The sequence below is a fragment of the Streptomyces sp. NPDC017529 genome (genome assembly GCF_044329785.1).
Classification (GTDB): domain Bacteria; phylum Actinomycetota; class Actinomycetes; order Streptomycetales; family Streptomycetaceae; genus Streptomyces.
Map to the genome: position 1 here is coordinate 238,958 of NZ_JBIRJY010000011.1, position 17,004 is coordinate 255,961.

The window sequence follows — 17,004 nt, forward strand, 5'->3', positions numbered from 1 at the left end:
AGGTTGAATTGATGTTCCTCCGCGACAGTCGTGGAGGGGAGGCAGCGCAGGGCGCCCTGGCCGCCGTCCCCGTCATCATCGGCGCGATACCGTTCGGTCTGCTGTTCGGTGCGCTGGCCGAGGCGCAGCACCTGGACCTGACGAACACCATGCTGATGAGCGTGCTGGTCAACTCGGGATCCGCCCAGATGATCGGCCTGGGAATGATCACGGCAGGGGCGATGTGGCCGCTGACGGTCATGACCGTCCTGCTGGTCAACTTGCGGCACGTCTTCTACTCCGCCGCCCTCGCTCCCCACGTACGGCCCATGCCCTTCGTCTGGCGTGCCGCGATCGCCTTCGGCATGACCGATGCCGTCTACGCCCTCGCGGCCAAGCGTTTCAGCGCCCCCGCGCCGGCCGTGGACAACCGCCGCTGGTACGTGCTGAGCAACGCGATCGTCATCTATGTCGCATGGAATCTCAGCACGCTCGGCGGTTGGCTCTTCGGCCAGACACTCGCCGACCTGAGTTCCTGGGGACTCGACTTCGCCGTCTACGCCTCCTACATCGGGCTGGTCGTTTCCTCCTTCACCACCAAGCGAGCCGTGGCCATCGGGCTCGTCACCGGGGCCGGCGGTCTCCTGTTGAGCCATTTGCCCTACCAGAGCGGGTTGTTCATCGCCACCCTCGTCGGCACCTCGCTCGCCGCCTTCTGGGAGAGCAAGGCGAACGTCCCCACCGCCAAGCCTCCCAACTCCCCGCCGCCAGAAAACGAACAGCAGGCGGACAGCACTACCACCTCCGCCTGAGCCCACCACTCGGCACACCACCGAGCCGCCCACCCTCCCATCCGCAGCCGACGGGCAGCTTCGCCATGCCCTTTTGCCGAAAGACCGGAACTCCGAGATGAGTATCTTTCACCTGCAGCAGGCCCGCGCCGCCCACCCCGACCAGGCTTCCTTCTGGGACGCCCAACAGAGCGCGTGGAGCGAGCCCACCGTGCTCATACGCGACCACGCCCGCCACCAGAGCACCTCCACCGGCCACGTCACCGTTCCCCTCGACGCCGGCATCGCGCAGCGCATCGACCGCATCGCCGGGGGCGACGGCTTCCTGCGTACCGTCATCGGCGCGACCGCCCTCGCATTGCTGGCCGTCCGCAGCACCGACCTGCCCGAGGTCACGGTTTTCGTGCCCGCCGACCAGGACCAGGACCGAAGCCAGGACCAGAACCGGGCTGTTCCGGTGAGCGTCGAGGTCGGCGGCCAGGAGCCGGCCCGCGAACTGCTGACCGCGATGCGCGCCGCCTGCCTGGCCGCGTCGGCCAACCTGGACGTGCCGGTCCGTTACCTGCTCGACCAGCTGGACGCGAAGCCCAGCGACCTGATGCTGTCGATCGATGGCCGGCTCACCCAGGACGACGCCCGCTCCGCCGGCTGCACGCTGCTCTTCGATCTCCACCTCGCCGACGGCACGGCGCCCCGGATCGAGCTCGGCTACGCCGAGGCACTCTTCAACGCCGCCACCGCACAGCGGCTCGCCACCGTCTACGCCCGGATCCTCGACGCCCTGGTCGCCGCTCCAGCCCTGGACACCGGCTCACTGCTGACTCCGGCAGAGGACGAACTCGTCTCCCTGGAGGAGTTCAACGACACCGCCCGCCCCTTCCCCGAAGAGCGTCTGCTGCACAGCTTCCTTGAAGAGCGCGCCGCGGCCGAGCCGGACCGCGTTGCCGTCGTCGACGAGGGAACCACCTACGGCGAACTGAACGCGGCGGCCAACCGCCTGGCCCGCACGCTGCGGGAGTCCGGCGTGCGCGCCGGCGATCCCGTCGCCGTGTGCGTCCCGCGCTCCGCCGAACTGCTCGTGGCCATCTTCGCCGTACTCAAGGCGGGCGGCGCCTATCTGCCGGTCGACCCGACGCTGCCCCCCAACCGCATCGCCTACCTGCTTGAACACAGCCGCGCGAGCACGGTCGTGGCCACCGGCGCCACCGCGGCCGTCGCCGCGGACCGCGAGGTCATCCTGCTCGACGACCCGGCCACCGCCACGCAACCCGACGGCGACCTGGAGCCCGTGACCGGGCCCTCGGACGTCGCGTACGTCATCTACACCTCGGGGTCCACGGGCCGCCCCAAGGGAGTGATGGTCGAGCACCGGGCCATCGTGAACCGCCTGTGGTGGATGCAGACCGCCTATCCGCTGCACGCCGACGACGTGATCCTCCACAAGACGCCGTTCACCTTCGACGTGTCCGTGTGGGAGATCTTCTGGTGGACTCTCGCGGGGGCGGCGGTGGCCACCCTCCCCAACGGCGACGAGCGCGACCCCGAAAAGATCATCCGCCGCATCGAACAGAGCGGGGCCACCACCCTCCACTTCGTCCCGTCGATGCTGCACGCCTTCCTCGGCTTCGTCGATGCCGCGGGGGAGCGGGACAGGATCCGCCGCGTACGCCGGATCTTCGCGAGCGGCGAAGCACTCGCCGTCGACCAGGTCCGGCAGTTCGCAGCGCTCCTGGGGGACGGCTGCGAACTCGTCAACCTCTACGGCCCCACCGAAGCCGCGGTCGACGTCACGCACCAGCCCTGCGCGGGCCTGGACGAGACCCGGCCGGTCCCGATCGGCCGCCCGATCCACAACATCCGGCTGAGCGTGCGCACGCGGTCCGGAGCACTCGCACCGATCGGCACCCCCGGCGAACTGTGCATCTCCGGCACGGGCCTGGCACGTGGCTACCTGCACGCCCCCGAGCTCACCGAGGAGCGGTTCGTCACGGGAGCGGACGGGGAGCGCCACTACCGTACGGGAGACCTGGCGCGCTGGCTGCCCGACGGCGCCGTGGAATACCTGGGCCGCCTGGACACCCAGGTGAAGATCCGCGGATACCGCATCGAACTCGGCGAGATCGAGCACGTCGCGCAGCAGAGTCCCGCGGTCCGCCAGAGTGCGGTCGTCGCCCGGCCCACCGAAGCCGGCGACAGCACGCTCGTGGCCTACGTGGTGGCCGCCGACGGCTTCGACGCGGCGGATCTGCGGGCCGCGCTCGAAGCCGAGCTTCCCTCGTACATGGTGCCGGCGCACATCATCGAAGTGCCCGCGATCCCCACCAACCACAACGGCAAGCGGGACGTCTCCGGCCTTCCGCTACCCCTCCAGGACACCGCCCCGGGCACCGCCCACCGGGCACCGCGGACTCCGGTCGAACGCCGGCTCGCCGGCATCTGGGCCGAAGTCCTCGGCCGGGAATCCCTCGGCGTGGACGACAACTTCTTCTCCCTCGGCGGAGACTCCATCAAGTTCATCACGGTGCTGGCCCGCTCCCGGGCCGCCGGCCTGGACTTCAGCTTCCAGGACCTCTTCGGCCACCCCACCGTCGCGGAACTGGCGGCACACGTCGGGGTCACGGCGGAGCCGGACGCCCCCACCGCCGAGAGCGCCGAGCCCTTCGCGCTGGTCACCGAAGCGGACCGGGCTTCGCTGCCCCCGGGGATCGTCGACGCCTACCCGATGTCACAGCTCCAGGTCGGCCTCATCTACGAGGCCCAGCGGGGCGGCACCGAGGGTATGTACCACGACATTCTCAGCTACCGCATCCACAGCGCGGTGGACACCGAGCTGTTCGGCCGGGCGGTGGCCTCGGTGGTCGACCGGCACGCACTGCTGCGCACGTCCTTCCACCTCAACGGTTTCAGTGTGCCGTTGCAGCTGGTGCACGAGAGCGCGCCGTCCCCTCTGCAGCTCTTCGACCTGCGAGGCCGCTCGGCCGAGGAACAAGAGGAGGACTTGCGCCGGTTCGCCGAGCTGGAACTGCGCGGCGGCTTCCGGTACGGCAGCACCGACCTCGTACGCGTCCACCTGCACCTGTTGGGCGACGAGGAGTACCAGTACTCGCTGAGCTACCACGACGCGGCCCTGGACGGGTGGAGCGTCAACACTCTCCACCGGGACATCTTCTCCGCCTACTTCGCCATCCTGGACGGGAACGAGCCGCACGGCGGATCCCGGCAGGTCATGTCCCACCGGCAGTATGTGGCACTGGAACAGGCCGCCGTGGCCTCACCCGAGCAGCGCGCGTACTGGCTGCGGGTCATGGACGGCTCCGAGAGCACCCGGATCACCCCGTACGCCGAACCCGACCCGGAGGCCACGGGCGTGGGCATCCACGACGTGACCTTCCCCCAGGGGCTGTCCGCTTCCCTTCTGGAGACCGCCCAGCGGCTGCGGGTGCCGGTCAAGACCGTGTTGCTGGCCGCCCATGTCGGCGTCCTCGCCTTCGTGGCGGGCACCACGGACGTCGTCACCGGCTATGAGCACTCCGGGCGGCCGGAGATCGAAGGCGGGCAGGACATCGCCGGCCTCTTCCTGAACAGCCTGCCGTTCCGGGTCCGCGATCTCGGCGAGAGCTGGGAGGACCTGGTGCACGCCGTGTACGAGGCAGAGGTGGACCTGCTGCCGCACCGCCGGTTCCCCATGGCCGAGATCAAGCGGGCCGTACGGAGCCGGGAGACCCTCTTCGAGACCGTCTTCAACTTCACCCACTTCCACGTGCTCAAGGACCTCACCGCCCGGGACGGTTTCGAGCTGATCCGCTCGATCGTCAACGTGCAGAGCGAGTTCCCCTTCCGCGCCGAGTTCTCGCAGGACGCGGTCAGCGACGAGGTGCTGCTGAGCCTGCACTTCCACCGCTCCGTCTACGGGATCGACCAGGTGGAGCGGGTCGGCGGCTACTACCTCGCCGCCCTGGAGGCGCTCGTCGCCGATCCCGCGGCGGGCCGGGCCGCCACCTCACTGCTCGGCGACGAGGAGCGCGACCTGCTGCGGGAGATGTCCGAGGGGCCTGACCACCCGCTGCCGGACGCGACCTTCCTGGACCTGTTCGCCGAGCAGGTGCGCCGCACTCCCGGCGCGGTCGCCCTGGAACACGGCACAGAGCGGCTCGACTACGCCGCGCTGGACCTGGCCTCGGACCGCTGCGCGGCGCAACTGCTGGCGGCGGGCATCGCGGCCGGGGACATCGTGACCACGGTGCTGCCCCGTGGTGTCCGCTGGTCGCTGACCATGCTCGCACTCCTGAAGATCGGCGCGGTCTATCTCCCGCAGGACCGTGATTTCCCGGTGGAGCGGATCGCGGCCGTGCTGCGGCGCAGCGGTTCCCGCCACCTGGTGGCCGAGGAGGAGGACGCGGAGCTGTGCGGGGCCGCCCTGCGCGAGCGCGTACCGGACCTCACGGTGGTGACCCTCCGTGACAGCGGCACCGGCAGCGGCGCTGCCGCGGACGCGCCCGTCGAGCTGCCGGCCCCACCGCGGCCGGCCGACACCGCCTACATCATCTTCACCTCCGGGTCGACCGGAGACCCGAAGGGCGCCACCATCCGCCACTCCGGCATGCTCAACCACCTGATCTCCAAGGTCGTCGACCTCAAGCTGACGGCCGACGACCGCGTCGCGCACATCAGCACCCAGTGCTTCGACATCTCTGTCTGGCAGCTGCTGGTCGCCTGGCTGACCGGCGGGCGCACCGTCATCTACGACCACGACACCGTCGTCGACCTGCCCGTCTTTCTCGCGGCACTGGCCCAGGACCGCATCACCATTCTCGAAACGGTGCCCTCCTACACCGACGCGCTGCTGACGGAGGCCGAGCAGCGCCCCGTACCGCTGCCCGCCCTCCGCTTCAACATCATCAACGGTGAGCCGCTGCCCCCGGCCCTGACCAAGCGGTGGTTCGCCACCTATCCCGTCCCGGTGATCAACGCGTACGGCCCCACCGAGTGCTCGGACGACGTCACCCACCACTTCATGGACGTCGGCCACGAAGGCGTCAGGGTGCCGATCGGCAGGCCGATCGTCAACACCAGCCTGCACGTGGTCGGAGGGGACGGCCGCCCGCGCCCCATCGGCAGCTACGGGGAGATCTGCGTCACCGGGGCAGGTGTCGGGCTGGGCTACGTCAACGACGAGGAGCGCACCACCGCGGCGTTCGCCCCCAACTCCCTCGACGACCGCTCCGCCATGCTCTACCGCACCGGTGACATCGGCCGCTGGCTGCCCAACGGGCTGCTCGACTGCGCGGGCCGCCGGGACGGCCAGGTCAAGATCCGCGGATACCGCATCGAGCTATCGGAGGTGGACGGTGCGGTCAACCGGCTGACCGGGGTGGAGACCGCCGTGACACTGGCCCGCGACGTGACGGGCGAGAAGCGGCTGGTGACCTTCTACACCGGTACGGCGGAGCCCGACCGCGACGAGTTCAAGCGGCAGCTCGCCGAGATCATTCCGGACTACATGCATCCGGAGATCCTCGTCCGCCTCGACGCCTTCCCGCTCAACGCCAACGGCAAGACCGACCGCAAGGCGCTGGCGGCGCACCCCCTGCGTGCCCGTGCGGACGCCGAACGCGAGCAGCCGGCCAACCCGGACGAGGAGTTCGTACGCGACCTGTTCGCCTCCGTACTCGACGTGCCGCCGGCGGATATCGGGGTCACGGACAACTTCTTCGAAATCGGCGGCCACTCGATCGCCGCGATGAAGGTCGCAGCCACCTCGCAGGGTCGCATTTCGCTGCGGGACCTGCTGGTCAGGCCGACCGCCCGGTTGGTCGCGGCGAGTTTCGCACAGCGCGACGGCGCCCGGCGCGACCTCCTGGTCGACCTGACCGCGGCGTCCGGAGCACAGCTGGAGGACCCCGACGCGCTGCTCGTGTGCATCCCCTTCGCGGGCGGCAGCGCCGTCAGCTACGTCCCGCTCGCCAGGGAACTCGCCGACACCGGCGCCGCTGTGCGCGTCATGGGCACGGAACTGCCGGGCCGGACACTGCGCGACGACCGGCCGATGGTCGCCGTGGACGTCTTGGCGGAACAGCTGGCCGACGAGGTCGCCAGGGAGGCCGCGGGCCGTCGGGTGGTGCTCCTCGGCCACTGCGCCGGGGCGTCCCTCGCGCTCCACGTCATCCGCGCCCTGGAACAGCGCGGACAGGACGTCAGCCGGCTGCTGGTCGTGGCCAAGCTGCTCAGGTCCATGGACCCCGCCGACCACGCCGCCAACGAGGTCGTACACATGAGCGAGCAGCAGATCATGGACTGGCTGGCGGACAACACCGGGCTGGACGAGGTGCACCGGCTCTCCGCGGACGAACGCAAGGACCTCGCGCGGTCGTTCCGCTACGACACCGTCGAGGCCACGCACGGCTTCCACCTGGCGCTCACGGACATCGCCCGAGCCACTCTCCAGGCACCCGCCACGGTGGTTCTCGCCACCGACGATTCGCTGATGACCGCCTACGACTCCAGCGTCGGGAACTGGGAGCGGTTCGCGCCGCGGTGCCGTGTGGTCGTCACCGACCACGGCGGCCACTACCTCAACACCACCCGGCCCGAACTCCTGGCCGAGACGGTCCGCCAGGACCTCAAGACCGCCCTGCACACCACCAACTGAACGCCGGGGCGGCGGCCTTGACGGGCCGCCGCCCCCCCTCACGAGCACCCGAACGAGCCCTCTCCTGAGAAACCGGAGCAAGAGAATGACTCCCTCCCCGGACCGGTCGCCAGTCGGAGAGGTCGGCCGCCTTACGGGAAGAATCCGTAGCACGCCCAGCCGCCTCCTGCACGAGGAGGTACTGGAACCCCAGTTCCGCTACGAGGCCGCCCACCTGCTGCCCTGGTACATCACGGTCGAAAAGGTCTTTGCCCTCGAATACCGGCGGATGGGCCTGATCACCGGCCCCCAGGCCGCGGAGATCGGACGGCTGCTCCACGGTGCGGCGCAGGACGGCATCACGGCCGATCCGCAGGCCAACATGTCCGACATCGCCTTCGCCCTGGAACAGCACGTCGAACGAGGCCTGAGCGAGCCGGTCACCAGCTGGCACGTCGACCGCAGCCGCAACGACATGCAGTCGACCGCCCAGCTCCTCTTCGGCCGCCAACTCCTCCTCGAAGGAGCCGAATCCATCCTGGCCTTCGGGCAGGCAGCGCACCGGCTGGCCACACTCACCACGGACCTCCCCATGGTGGGCCAGACACACCTGCAAGCCGCCCAGACCATCACCCCCGGCTACTACTTCGCGGCAGTCTCCCAGCAGATGGCGCACACCCTGCGCCGACTGCTGACGACCCACGACGGGATCAACCTCAGCCCGCTCGGGTCCGGTGCCATGACCGGCCAGGAGCTTGCCTGGGACCGCGACGCCATGGCCGCGCTCCTCGGCTGCCGCGCACCCCAGCCGCACGCCCTCACAGGCGTCGCCTCCCGGGCGTGGGTGCTGGAGATCGCGGCGGAACTCTCGCTCCTGGGGTCCGCCTTGAGCCGGTTCATCAGCGACGTGATGACCTGGGGCAGCGGCCCCTACGGATTCATCACGCTGCCCGACGAACTGTCCGGGATCTCCTCGGCGATGCCGCAGAAGAAGAACTACCCGATCCTCGAACGAATCCGGGGCAAGTCGGCGCACTTGAGCGCCTACTACCTCGACATGCTCCTCGGCCAGCGGGCCACGCCATTCACCAACATGGTGGAGGTGTCCAAGGAAGCCGGCGCGAATCTGCTGCCGATGTTCACCACCTTGAACACCACCATGAGGCTCTTCACCGCGGTGGTCGAAAATCTGAGCTTCGACGAGCACCGCATGCGCGCCGCTGTCGACCAGGAGTTCCTCGGCGGTTTCACCCTCGCCAACCAGCTGACCCTGCACGAGTCGGTGCCGTGGCGCACGGCGCAGGTCATCGCCGGGCGGTACATCCTCGCCGCCCACGCCGCGGGCCTGCCACCGCACCGGATATCGCCCGACCTGCTGCGCACCGCCGCGGCCGAGCACGGCATCACCCTGGCGGACCATGAGACCCCGCTCGCCACCGCCTTCAAAAGCGCCGGCGAATTGTACGAGAAGAAGTCTGCGGGCTCGGCCCACCCGGACCGGGTACGCGAATTGCTCGAAGAACAGAGTGCGCAATACCGGGAGCTGCACACCGAGTGGTCCGCACGCCGGGACGGCATCCAGGCCGGCCTGGACCGTATCGACTCGCTGCTCGGCTTGAACGACGGCGTCAGCGGCGGGCAAGGGACCGCCGTATGACATTCGCCGACAGCGCCGGAGTGATCACCCCGCAGACCGATGCCTCGATGACCGGCACCGGCAGCGCTCCAGGAACCTTCGGCGAGTTGCTTCAGGGAGCCACCGCGCACAACGCGCTCGATTTCCTGGTCACTTTCCCGATCGACCGCGGTGCCACAGCGGTCTTCACCGCCGACCCCGGGCGCACCGGCGTCTCGGTCTTCCCTCCGCACAAACACCGGGCCCGCGGCCTCGCCGAACTGATGCTGCGGGAATACGGATGCGCCGGCGGGGGACACCTGCACCTGCGCGGAGAACTACCCGAAGGAAAGGGCCTGGCCAGTTCCTCCGCCGACCTGACTGCCACGGCCCGCGCGGTGGCCGACGCGCTGGGCCTGCGGGCCGGCCCCGAGACCGTCGAGCACTTCCTGCGACGGATCGAACCGACCGACGGCGTGATGTATCCCGGGACCGTCTCCTACTACCACCGCGAAGTACGGCTGAAGGAAAGCATCGGCACCTTGCCGCCGCTCACCATCGTCGGGGTCGAAGAGGGCGGAGTGGTCGACACCATCGAGTTCAACCGGCAGTCCAAGAATTTCTCCCGTGCCGAACGACTCGAATACGAGGATCTCCTCGCCCGGATCACCCACGCCGTGCGCGGCGGCGACCTGGCAGCGGTGGGTGAGGTGGCGACCCGCAGCGCCGTGATGAACGAGCGCCTGCGGCCCAAGAGGCTGTTGCGGCGGATGATCGCCATCTCCCGCGACATCGACGCGCTCGGCGTCGCCATCGCGCACAGCGGCACCGCACTCGGGCTGCTGATCGACCGGTCCGACCCCGAGCACACACGCAAGGCCGCCGAGGCCCGGACCCGCGCCGCCCGCCTGGCCGGCGCCGCCACGCTCTACCACTCCTGCCGCCAGCCGGTTTCCTGACCCTCTCCACAACGGATGTGAACATGCCCTATCAGAGCATCGTGGACGCGATCGGCCACACCCCGCTGGTCAAACTCGTGATGGACCTCCCCAACGCGGTCGAGGTCTACGCCAAACTGGAACTGCAGAATCTGTACGGGATGAAGGACCGGGTCGCACGGCAAGCCATCGTCGAAGCCCGCAGGACCGGCGAACTCGCCGAAGGCGCCCCCGTCATCGAAAGCTCCTCGGGCACGATGGCCCTGGGAGTCGCCCTGGTCGGCGCCCGCCTGGGCCACCCCGTACACATCGTCACCGACCCCCGGATCGACCCGACCACCCACGCCAAGCTCCGCGCCCTGGGCTGCCGGGTGCACGTGGTCGAGGCCATGTCGGGTGCGGGCTGGCAGAGCGCGCGACTGGAAAAACTCGAAGAACTCATCCGCGACCTGCCGGGAGCCTTCTGGCCGCGCCAGTACAGCAACCCCGACAACCCGGGCGCCTACCGCCTCCTGGCCGACGAACTCCTCACCGACCTCGGTTCCCTGGACATCCTCGTCGGCGCGGTCGGCAGCGGAGGCTCGCTGTCCGGATCGGCGCGTGCGCTGCGCCAGTCCCTGCCCGACCTGCGCGTGGTCGCCGTCGACTGCGTCGGCAGCGTGGTCTTCGGCCAGCCCGACAACCCCAAGCGGCTCCAAGGCGGCCTGGGCAACAGCCTCGTCCCGGCGAACCTGGACCGTTCCCTCATCGACGAAATCCACTGGCTCAACGACCACGAGGCGTTCGAGGCCACCCGGGCCCTCGCCCGCGAACAGCAGATCTTCGCCGGAAACACCTCCGGCTCGGTCTACCGGGTGCTGCACGACGTGGCCCGCCGGGCGGCCCCGGGCTCCCGCATCGTCGGCATCTTCCCCGACCGGGGCGACCGGTACGCCGACAACGTCTACAGCGACGACTACTGGGCCGAACGCTCCCTGACCGCCCTGCCCGTGGCAGCCGAACCGACTGAGGTCACCCCCGGCACGGAGGTCGCCACCTGGTCCTACGCCGCCCAGCGTCTCCCGGCCCAAGAGCCGCGCACCCTCCTCTTCGTGGAGGCCAACACCTCGGGCACGGGTGTCCTGGCCCTCGAAATGGCCCGGCGGCTCGACCTGGTTCCGGTCCTGCTGACCAACGCTCCCGAACGGTACGCGGGCGCACCGGAGACCGGGTGCGAGATCGTGGTGTGCGACACGTCCACGGAAAAGGCGCTCCGGGAGGTGATCAGCGAACGGTTCCCACGCAACCACATCGCCGGCATCACCACGACCAGCGATTTCTACGTCCCGGTGGTCTCCAGACTGGCCGCGTGGCTGGGCCTGCCCGGCAATCCCCCGCAGGCCACGGAAGCCGCCCGCAACAAGGCGACGACCCGCGAGCTGTTGGCGGCCGCGGGCGTCGGACAGCCCGGGTTCGCCGTCGTACGCTCCGCCGCGCAGGCCGCCGAGGCGATCGACCGGATCGGCCTGCCCTGCGTGGTCAAGCCCGCCGACGACTCAGGCTCCAACGACGTTCTGCTGTGCCGGTCGCGAACGGAAGTGCTCGCGCACGTGGAGCGCGTGCTGTCCGTCGAGGTCAACGTCCGGGGCCTGCCGACCGCACGCACCGCCTTGTTGGAGGAGTACGTCGAGGCGCCCGAGTTCAGCGTCGAGATGTTCACCGACAACGGGGTGCCCGTCTGCATGGGAATCACCGCCAAGACGGTCTCGCCTGGCCCCCACTTCGTCGAACAGCAACACATCTTCCCGGCCCCGCTCACCGAGAAGGACGCGACTGCGCTGCGCGAGACCGCCGCTGCCGCGCTCGCCGCGCTGGGCATCAAGGCCGGACCCACCCATACCGAGATACGGCTGTCCGAACGCGGGCCACTCATCGTGGAAGTCAACCCCCGCCTGGCCGGCGGCATGATCCCCGAGCTGATCCGGCTAGCGACCGGCGTCGAACTGCTGGAGCAGCAGCTGCGTGCGGCGTGCGGCCTGGCCCCGCAACTGGCCGCCGTCCGGGAAGCCACCGCGGGCATCCGGTTCCTGGCCGCGGACCGTGACGGAGTCCTCGCCTCGATCGACGGTGTGGACGAGGCCCGGCTCGTCCCCGGAATCGAGCGGGTACAGCTCACCGCGGCAGCAGGCAGGGCGGTACGGGTGCCGCAGAACGCCTACGACCGGCTCGGCTACGTCATCGCCGAGGGCGACATGGCGCCGAGCGTGGTCAAGAGCCTGCACGAGGCCGTACGGCAGTTGACCGTACGGGTGGGCGAGTCATGACGGCCGGACCGGGGCCCGACCCACATCGATTCTTGAGGAGACCCGTGCCACAGGAAATCCCTTCGCCCACCGACATATCGGCCTCCATGGAACAACTGCGACGGGAGTACGTCGAGCGGTTCCCGGGCTGGACCCAACAGCTGATCACCCTTTTCGCCGGCAAGGCCGCGCCCGGCCAGAAGGCCCCGGCATGGATCACACCGCCCCTGGTCAACTGGTTCCTGACGCTCATCCAACTGGTGGCCGCCGTCCTGGGAAGTATCTACGCCGTACGGTTCCTGGGCTGGTACGCCGCCGCGGTCCTTCCGGTCACCTGGCTGGCAACGGTCAACGCGATCCGCAAACTGCAGGTCACGTGGAGCCATCACGCCGTCCACAAGGAAGTGTCGGGCAACAAACACATCGACAAAGCGGTCCAGGTGGTCTCCAGCGCCATCAGCCTCACCTCGAACTACGAGGACATCTTCGAGGACCACATCCGCAACCACCACAACCGCAAGGTCTTCACCACGGTCAAGGACCCGGACTCCAGGTTCCTGATGTACCTCGGCTTCCGGCCCGGCACGCCCATGGCGCAGTTGCGCCGGACGCTGTACCGCACACCGTTCTCGCCCCGGCTGCACCTGCCGTTCATCACGTTCCGGATCCGCACCAACTTCATCACCGCCACCTGGACCAGACGCATCGCCTCCACCGTCTGGGTCGCCACCCTCGTGCTGCTGGGCGTGCTGATGAACGGAGTCGAGTTCACCCTGGCCTTCCTCGTGCCCTGGTTGGTCCTGTTCCACTGGGCGGCCCTGTTCCAGACCATCTCCGAGCACCCGTGGATGGCTTTCGACGGAGCCCCGACCAGCCGCGGTGACTACGTCTCGCGCTGCTGGGCCCGGTTCTGCCTGGAGCCGCTGCCCGCCCGCGGGCTCCCGGCCGCCCGTAGCGTGCTCCTCTGGGCCCGATGGCTGGCAAGGATGCTGTTCATCCAGACACCCGCCCGGTTCGGAGTCCTCGTCTCGGACCTCCCGGCCCACGATCTGCACCACGTCGTCCCGGCCGACCACGCGTGGCACTATGCCTTCTGGCACCGGCAGGCGCACATCGACGACGCGCACGAGAGCCGCATGGACCAGCGCGAACTCAGCCTCACCGGTGCCGTCGAGTACGTCCTGGCCGGCATCAGCCTCTCACCGCTGGCCGCCTCCTCCCCAGGGGGAGATGCCTGATGACCTTTGAGCAGCTCGTGACCGAACCGCGGCACGGGCACAAGGAGACACCGATGCCCCACCCGAACACCCCTCCGGCCACCCGCAAGCGGCTGCTGGTGATCGAGCCGATGTCCTCCGGGCTCACCCTGCTCGGCGCGGCCCGCGACCTCGGCCTGGAAACCGTGGTCTTCTCCCATGACGCAGCCGATCGTGTGGTGCCCGAAGGGGCCCGGGGCGAGATCGACCTCTTCGTCGCCGTCGACACGAACGACCCGGCCGCGCTGGCCGAGACCGCCGCCGCAGTACACGCGCGGACGCCGCTGAGCGGAGTGGTCTCGGGTTCCGAGTTCTACGTGGACGCGGCCGCCCGGCTGGCCCACCTGCTCGGACTCGCCGGCCAGCCCATCGAGACGGCCGAAGCGGTCCGGGACAAGACCCTGATGCGCGCCATGCTGGCCAAGGCGGGAATCCGCATACCCCGGTACGCCGAGGTGCTCACCGCGGCCGACCTCGACGACGCCGCCGAGACCGTCGGCTTCCCCTGCGTCCTGAAGCCCGCCGCCGGATCCGGGTCCATCCAAGTCAGCCGCGTCGAGGACAGCGGACAGCTGGAGTCCGCCTACCGTACCCTGGCCGGCCACGCCGACTTCGTCTTCGACCAGCCGGAAGACGGCCGCGCCCTGGTCGAGCAGTACCTCGTGGGCCCCGAGTACTCCGTCGAGGGGTACGTGCACCAGGGCCGGGTCACCATCGTCTCCATCACCCGCAAACTGCTGGGCCCCGAACCGTACTTCGTCGAACTCGGCCATGTGGTGCGGGCCGACCTCGGACCGGATGCCCGGTCGGCGATCGAGGAATACACCTCGGCCGCCGTCACGTGTCTGGGCATCGCCCTGGGACCTTTCCACGCGGAACTCCGGCTCACGAACGAGGGACCCGTCCTGATCGAGGTCGGTGCCCGCCTCGCCGGGGACCGCATCGCCGAACTGATCACCCTGGCCACAGGCATCTCCCTACGTCACGTCATGGTCGCCTCGCACGTCGGCCTGGACCCCGAGTCGGCCTGGCCCCGGGCGCTTCCCGTGGCGGAGTACGCCGCGGTGCACTTCTTCACCGCTCCCGGCCTCACCACCCTCAGCCGGATCGAGGGCCTGAACGCTCTGGAGCGCCATCCCAGCGTCACCGAGGTGCGCATGTACCTCGGGCCCGGTGATGCCATACCGGCCGCCCGGGACCTGCGCTGCCGCCTCGGACACGTCATCTACACCGCGGACTCGGCGGAACAGGAGGCCGAGCTGCGCGCCTTGGCGGCCGCGACCGTCCGCTTCTCATGAGCTCCGCCCCGTGGCCGACGCCGTGCGAGCCCTGTGCCCCGGCCACGAAATCCCCACCGTCACGAGTGGAGGGCTTCGCGCAGGGCGCGCACCTGGTCGGTCAGGCTGCGCTCGCTGATCCGGGCCTTCGGGAACAGCAGGTCGAACCCGTGCACGGCGCCCGGGACCTGGACCAGCTCGGTGGTGACGCCGGCGGCGCTGAGGCGCGCGGCGTAGTCGCGGCCTTCGTCGCGCAGCGGGTCGACCTCCGCCACGGCGATGTAGGCGGGCGGCAGTCCGCCGAGGTCGGCGGCTCGGAACGGGGAGGCGTACGGCGCCGGGTGGCTCTCCTCCGCGTAGTACCGCCAGGCCAGCTCCAGCGCGCCCCGGTTCAGGACCGGAGTATCGGTGAACTCCCGCGCCGAGCCGCTCGTCAGGCCGCCGTCCACGCCCGGGTAGGTCAGCGACTGGAAGACCACGTGCGGCCCTCCGAGGTCGCGGGCCCGCAGCACGGTGGAGGCCGCGATGTTCCCGCCGGCGCTCCCTCCCGCCACGGCGATACGTTCCGGGTCGCCGCCGACCTGCGCCGCGTTGGCGGCGATCCAGGTCAGGGCCGCGTAGGCGTCGTCGGCCGCGGCCGGGTAAGGATGTTCGGGCGCGAGGCGGTAGTCGACGGAGACGACGACGGCATCGACGTCCCGGGCGTAGCGCAGGGAGCGCTCCTCCTCGGCCTCGGGAGACCCGTAGGTGAAGGCACCGCCGTGCACGTAAAGGATCACCGGCAGGTCGTCGCGGGCGCCGGGCCGGTAGACGCGCAGCCGCAGTTGCCCTCCGGGGCCCGGTATGAACAGGTCCCGGACCTTCACCCGGTCGTCGACGGGCGTGTCGGGGCGCTGCCGCAACAGCGCGTACCGCTCGGGCTCGGCGAGGACGGCATCGAGACCGTATACGGGGAAGACGCCGGTGTCGGCGGTGTCGAGCAGCGTCTGGATCTCGGCATCGACAGGGGGAACAGACATGAGTGGTTTGCCACCTTACGGGAGTCGAATTGCGGAAGTGACCTCAGTTTCTTCCCTTGATGAGTGGCACAGAAGTGGCCCAAGAGCCACCATCTGCAACTATTGGGCCATGACAGTTGCGGCTCCTCATCACGTGGCGGTTCTCGCCCTCGCACCGGTGGTGGCCTTCGACCTCAGCATCCCGGCCCAGATGCTGGCCGCCGTCGAAACCCGCGCGGGAAGCGCGGCGTACGAGGTGCGGACCGTCACGCCGGAAGGCGCCGCGGTACCGACGGTGAACGGGTACGGCGTCACACCCCAAGGCGACCTGTCCCTGCTGGAGCACGCCGAGACGGTGATCGTCGCGGGAACCCGCTGCCCGGACGTGCTGGAGGACGGCGCGGTGGACTCCCGTGTCGCGGAGGCGTTGCGTGCGGTCCGCCGGCGCCGCGCCCGGCTGGTGTCCCTGTGCACCGGGTCGTTCGTTCTCGCAGGTGCCGGCTTGCTGGAGGGGTACCGGGCCGCGACCCACTGGCGCTACGCCCAGCAGTTCAGGCGGCTCTTCCCAACGGTCGACCTCGACACCAACCCGCTGTACGTCGCCGATCGCGGCATCCTGACCTCGGCCGGCGGCGCGGCGGCCATAGACCTGTGCCTGCATCTGGTCCGGGAGGACCACGGCAGCTCCGTGGCGAACCGAGTGGCCCGCTACAACGTCGTAGCGCCCATGCGGGACGGAGGGCAGGCGCAGTACATCGATCACCCGGTCCGGGAGGACGCCGGGACGTCGACAGCCAGGGCACGCGCGCTGATGACGGAACATCCGGACCGGCGGCTGTCCCTCAAGGACCTCGCGGCGCACTGCCACATGAGCGTGCGGACGTTCACCAGGCGGTTCAGACAGGAGACAGGACTCTCCCCGGCCGCATGGCTCACCTCCGCCCGCCTGAAACACGCTCGCCACCTGCTGGAGTCGACAGAACTGCCCGTGGACGACATTGCCGCCAGGGCGGGCCTGGGAAGCGGCACGAACCTGCGGCAGCACATGCGGGACAGCCTCGACACCACCCCTTCCGCCTACCGGAGGGCGTTCCGGTCCTCTGCCGCCGCACAGAGTCGGGACCGACTTGATTCCTTTCCTGTGAAAGTCGATACGGACCGGGGGTGATCCGCGCCACTCAATGGCCCGGTTACGGTCGGCGATCGGTTCTCGGTGAACTCCTACTGATCGGCTGGCGCT

The 17,004-nt window shown here is 69.7% G+C and carries 9 protein-coding genes; 8 read left to right on the forward strand and 1 reads right to left on the reverse strand.

What is annotated here, in order from left to right; genetic code table 11:
* Window positions 1–11: 11 nt before the first annotated feature.
* The 7 genes from ACH4K4_RS26505 (at window position 12) to ACH4K4_RS26535 (ending at window position 14,787) form a co-directional block, all read left to right on the forward strand.
* Window positions 12–791, forward strand: a complete 780-nt coding sequence (locus tag ACH4K4_RS26505; protein WP_398170593.1) for an AzlC family ABC transporter permease — start codon at window positions 12–14, stop codon at window positions 789–791.
* 97 nt (window positions 792–888) lie between these two features.
* Entirely contained in the window at window positions 889–7,419 is a 6,531-nt protein-coding gene (locus tag ACH4K4_RS26510; RefSeq protein ID WP_398170595.1) for an amino acid adenylation domain-containing protein, read from the forward strand.
* Window positions 7,420–7,504: 85 nt separating this feature from the next.
* Complete coding sequence (locus ACH4K4_RS26515; RefSeq protein WP_398170596.1) at window positions 7,505–9,055, forward strand: argininosuccinate lyase; 1,551 nt, start codon at window positions 7,505–7,507, stop codon at window positions 9,053–9,055.
* Window positions 9,052–9,972, forward strand: coding sequence for a kinase (locus ACH4K4_RS26520; RefSeq protein ID WP_398170597.1), 921 nt, complete (start codon window positions 9,052–9,054; stop codon window positions 9,970–9,972). Before ACH4K4_RS26515 ends, ACH4K4_RS26520 begins: the two co-directional genes overlap by 4 nt.
* Window positions 9,973–9,995: 23 nt before the next feature.
* Window positions 9,996–12,254 (forward strand): pyridoxal-phosphate dependent enzyme, encoded by a 2,259-nt coding sequence (locus ACH4K4_RS26525; RefSeq protein WP_398170599.1) that lies wholly within the window; start codon window positions 9,996–9,998, stop codon window positions 12,252–12,254.
* Window positions 12,255–12,340: 86 nt separating this feature from the next.
* The gene (locus ACH4K4_RS26530) at window positions 12,341–13,471 is read left to right on the forward strand and encodes a hypothetical protein (protein ID WP_398170600.1); all 1,131 of its coding nucleotides are present in this window, start codon (window positions 12,341–12,343) and stop codon (window positions 13,469–13,471) included.
* Entirely contained in the window at window positions 13,471–14,787 is a 1,317-nt protein-coding gene (locus tag ACH4K4_RS26535) for an ATP-grasp domain-containing protein (protein ID WP_398170601.1), read from the forward strand. The genes ACH4K4_RS26530 and ACH4K4_RS26535 overlap by 1 nt, the downstream gene beginning before the upstream one ends.
* Before the next feature lie 59 nt (window positions 14,788–14,846).
* Here ACH4K4_RS26535 and ACH4K4_RS26540 read toward each other — a convergent pair whose 3' ends face one another.
* Window positions 14,847–15,785: an alpha/beta hydrolase gene (locus ACH4K4_RS26540; RefSeq protein WP_398170603.1), complete on the reverse strand. Its 939-nt coding sequence runs from the start codon at window positions 15,783–15,785 to the stop codon at window positions 14,847–14,849.
* 109 nt (window positions 15,786–15,894) lie between these two features.
* Between ACH4K4_RS26540 and ACH4K4_RS26545 the strand changes: the two genes are divergently transcribed.
* Entirely contained in the window at window positions 15,895–16,932 is a 1,038-nt protein-coding gene (locus tag ACH4K4_RS26545) for a GlxA family transcriptional regulator (protein ID WP_398170604.1), read from the forward strand.
* Window positions 16,933–17,004 lie beyond the last annotated feature (72 nt).

Bases quoted from the DNA above. Each gene is read 5' to 3' on its own strand.
- ACH4K4_RS26505 (WP_398170593.1), top strand. From the start codon at position 12: ATGTTCCTCCGCGACAGTCGTGGAGGGGAGGCAGCGCAGGGCGCCCTG.
- ACH4K4_RS26510 (WP_398170595.1), top strand. From the start codon at position 889: ATGAGTATCTTTCACCTGCAGCAGGCCCGCGCCGCCCACCCCGACCAG.
- ACH4K4_RS26515 (WP_398170596.1), top strand. From the start codon at position 7,505: ATGACTCCCTCCCCGGACCGGTCGCCAGTCGGAGAGGTCGGCCGCCTT.
- ACH4K4_RS26520 (WP_398170597.1), top strand. From the start codon at position 9,052: ATGACATTCGCCGACAGCGCCGGAGTGATCACCCCGCAGACCGATGCC.
- ACH4K4_RS26525 (WP_398170599.1), top strand. From the start codon at position 9,996: ATGCCCTATCAGAGCATCGTGGACGCGATCGGCCACACCCCGCTGGTC.
- ACH4K4_RS26530 (WP_398170600.1), top strand. From the start codon at position 12,341: ATGGAACAACTGCGACGGGAGTACGTCGAGCGGTTCCCGGGCTGGACC.
- ACH4K4_RS26535 (WP_398170601.1), top strand. From the start codon at position 13,471: ATGACCTTTGAGCAGCTCGTGACCGAACCGCGGCACGGGCACAAGGAG.
- ACH4K4_RS26540 (WP_398170603.1), bottom strand. From the start codon at position 15,785: ATGTCTGTTCCCCCTGTCGATGCCGAGATCCAGACGCTGCTCGACACC.
- ACH4K4_RS26545 (WP_398170604.1), top strand. From the start codon at position 15,895: ATGACAGTTGCGGCTCCTCATCACGTGGCGGTTCTCGCCCTCGCACCG.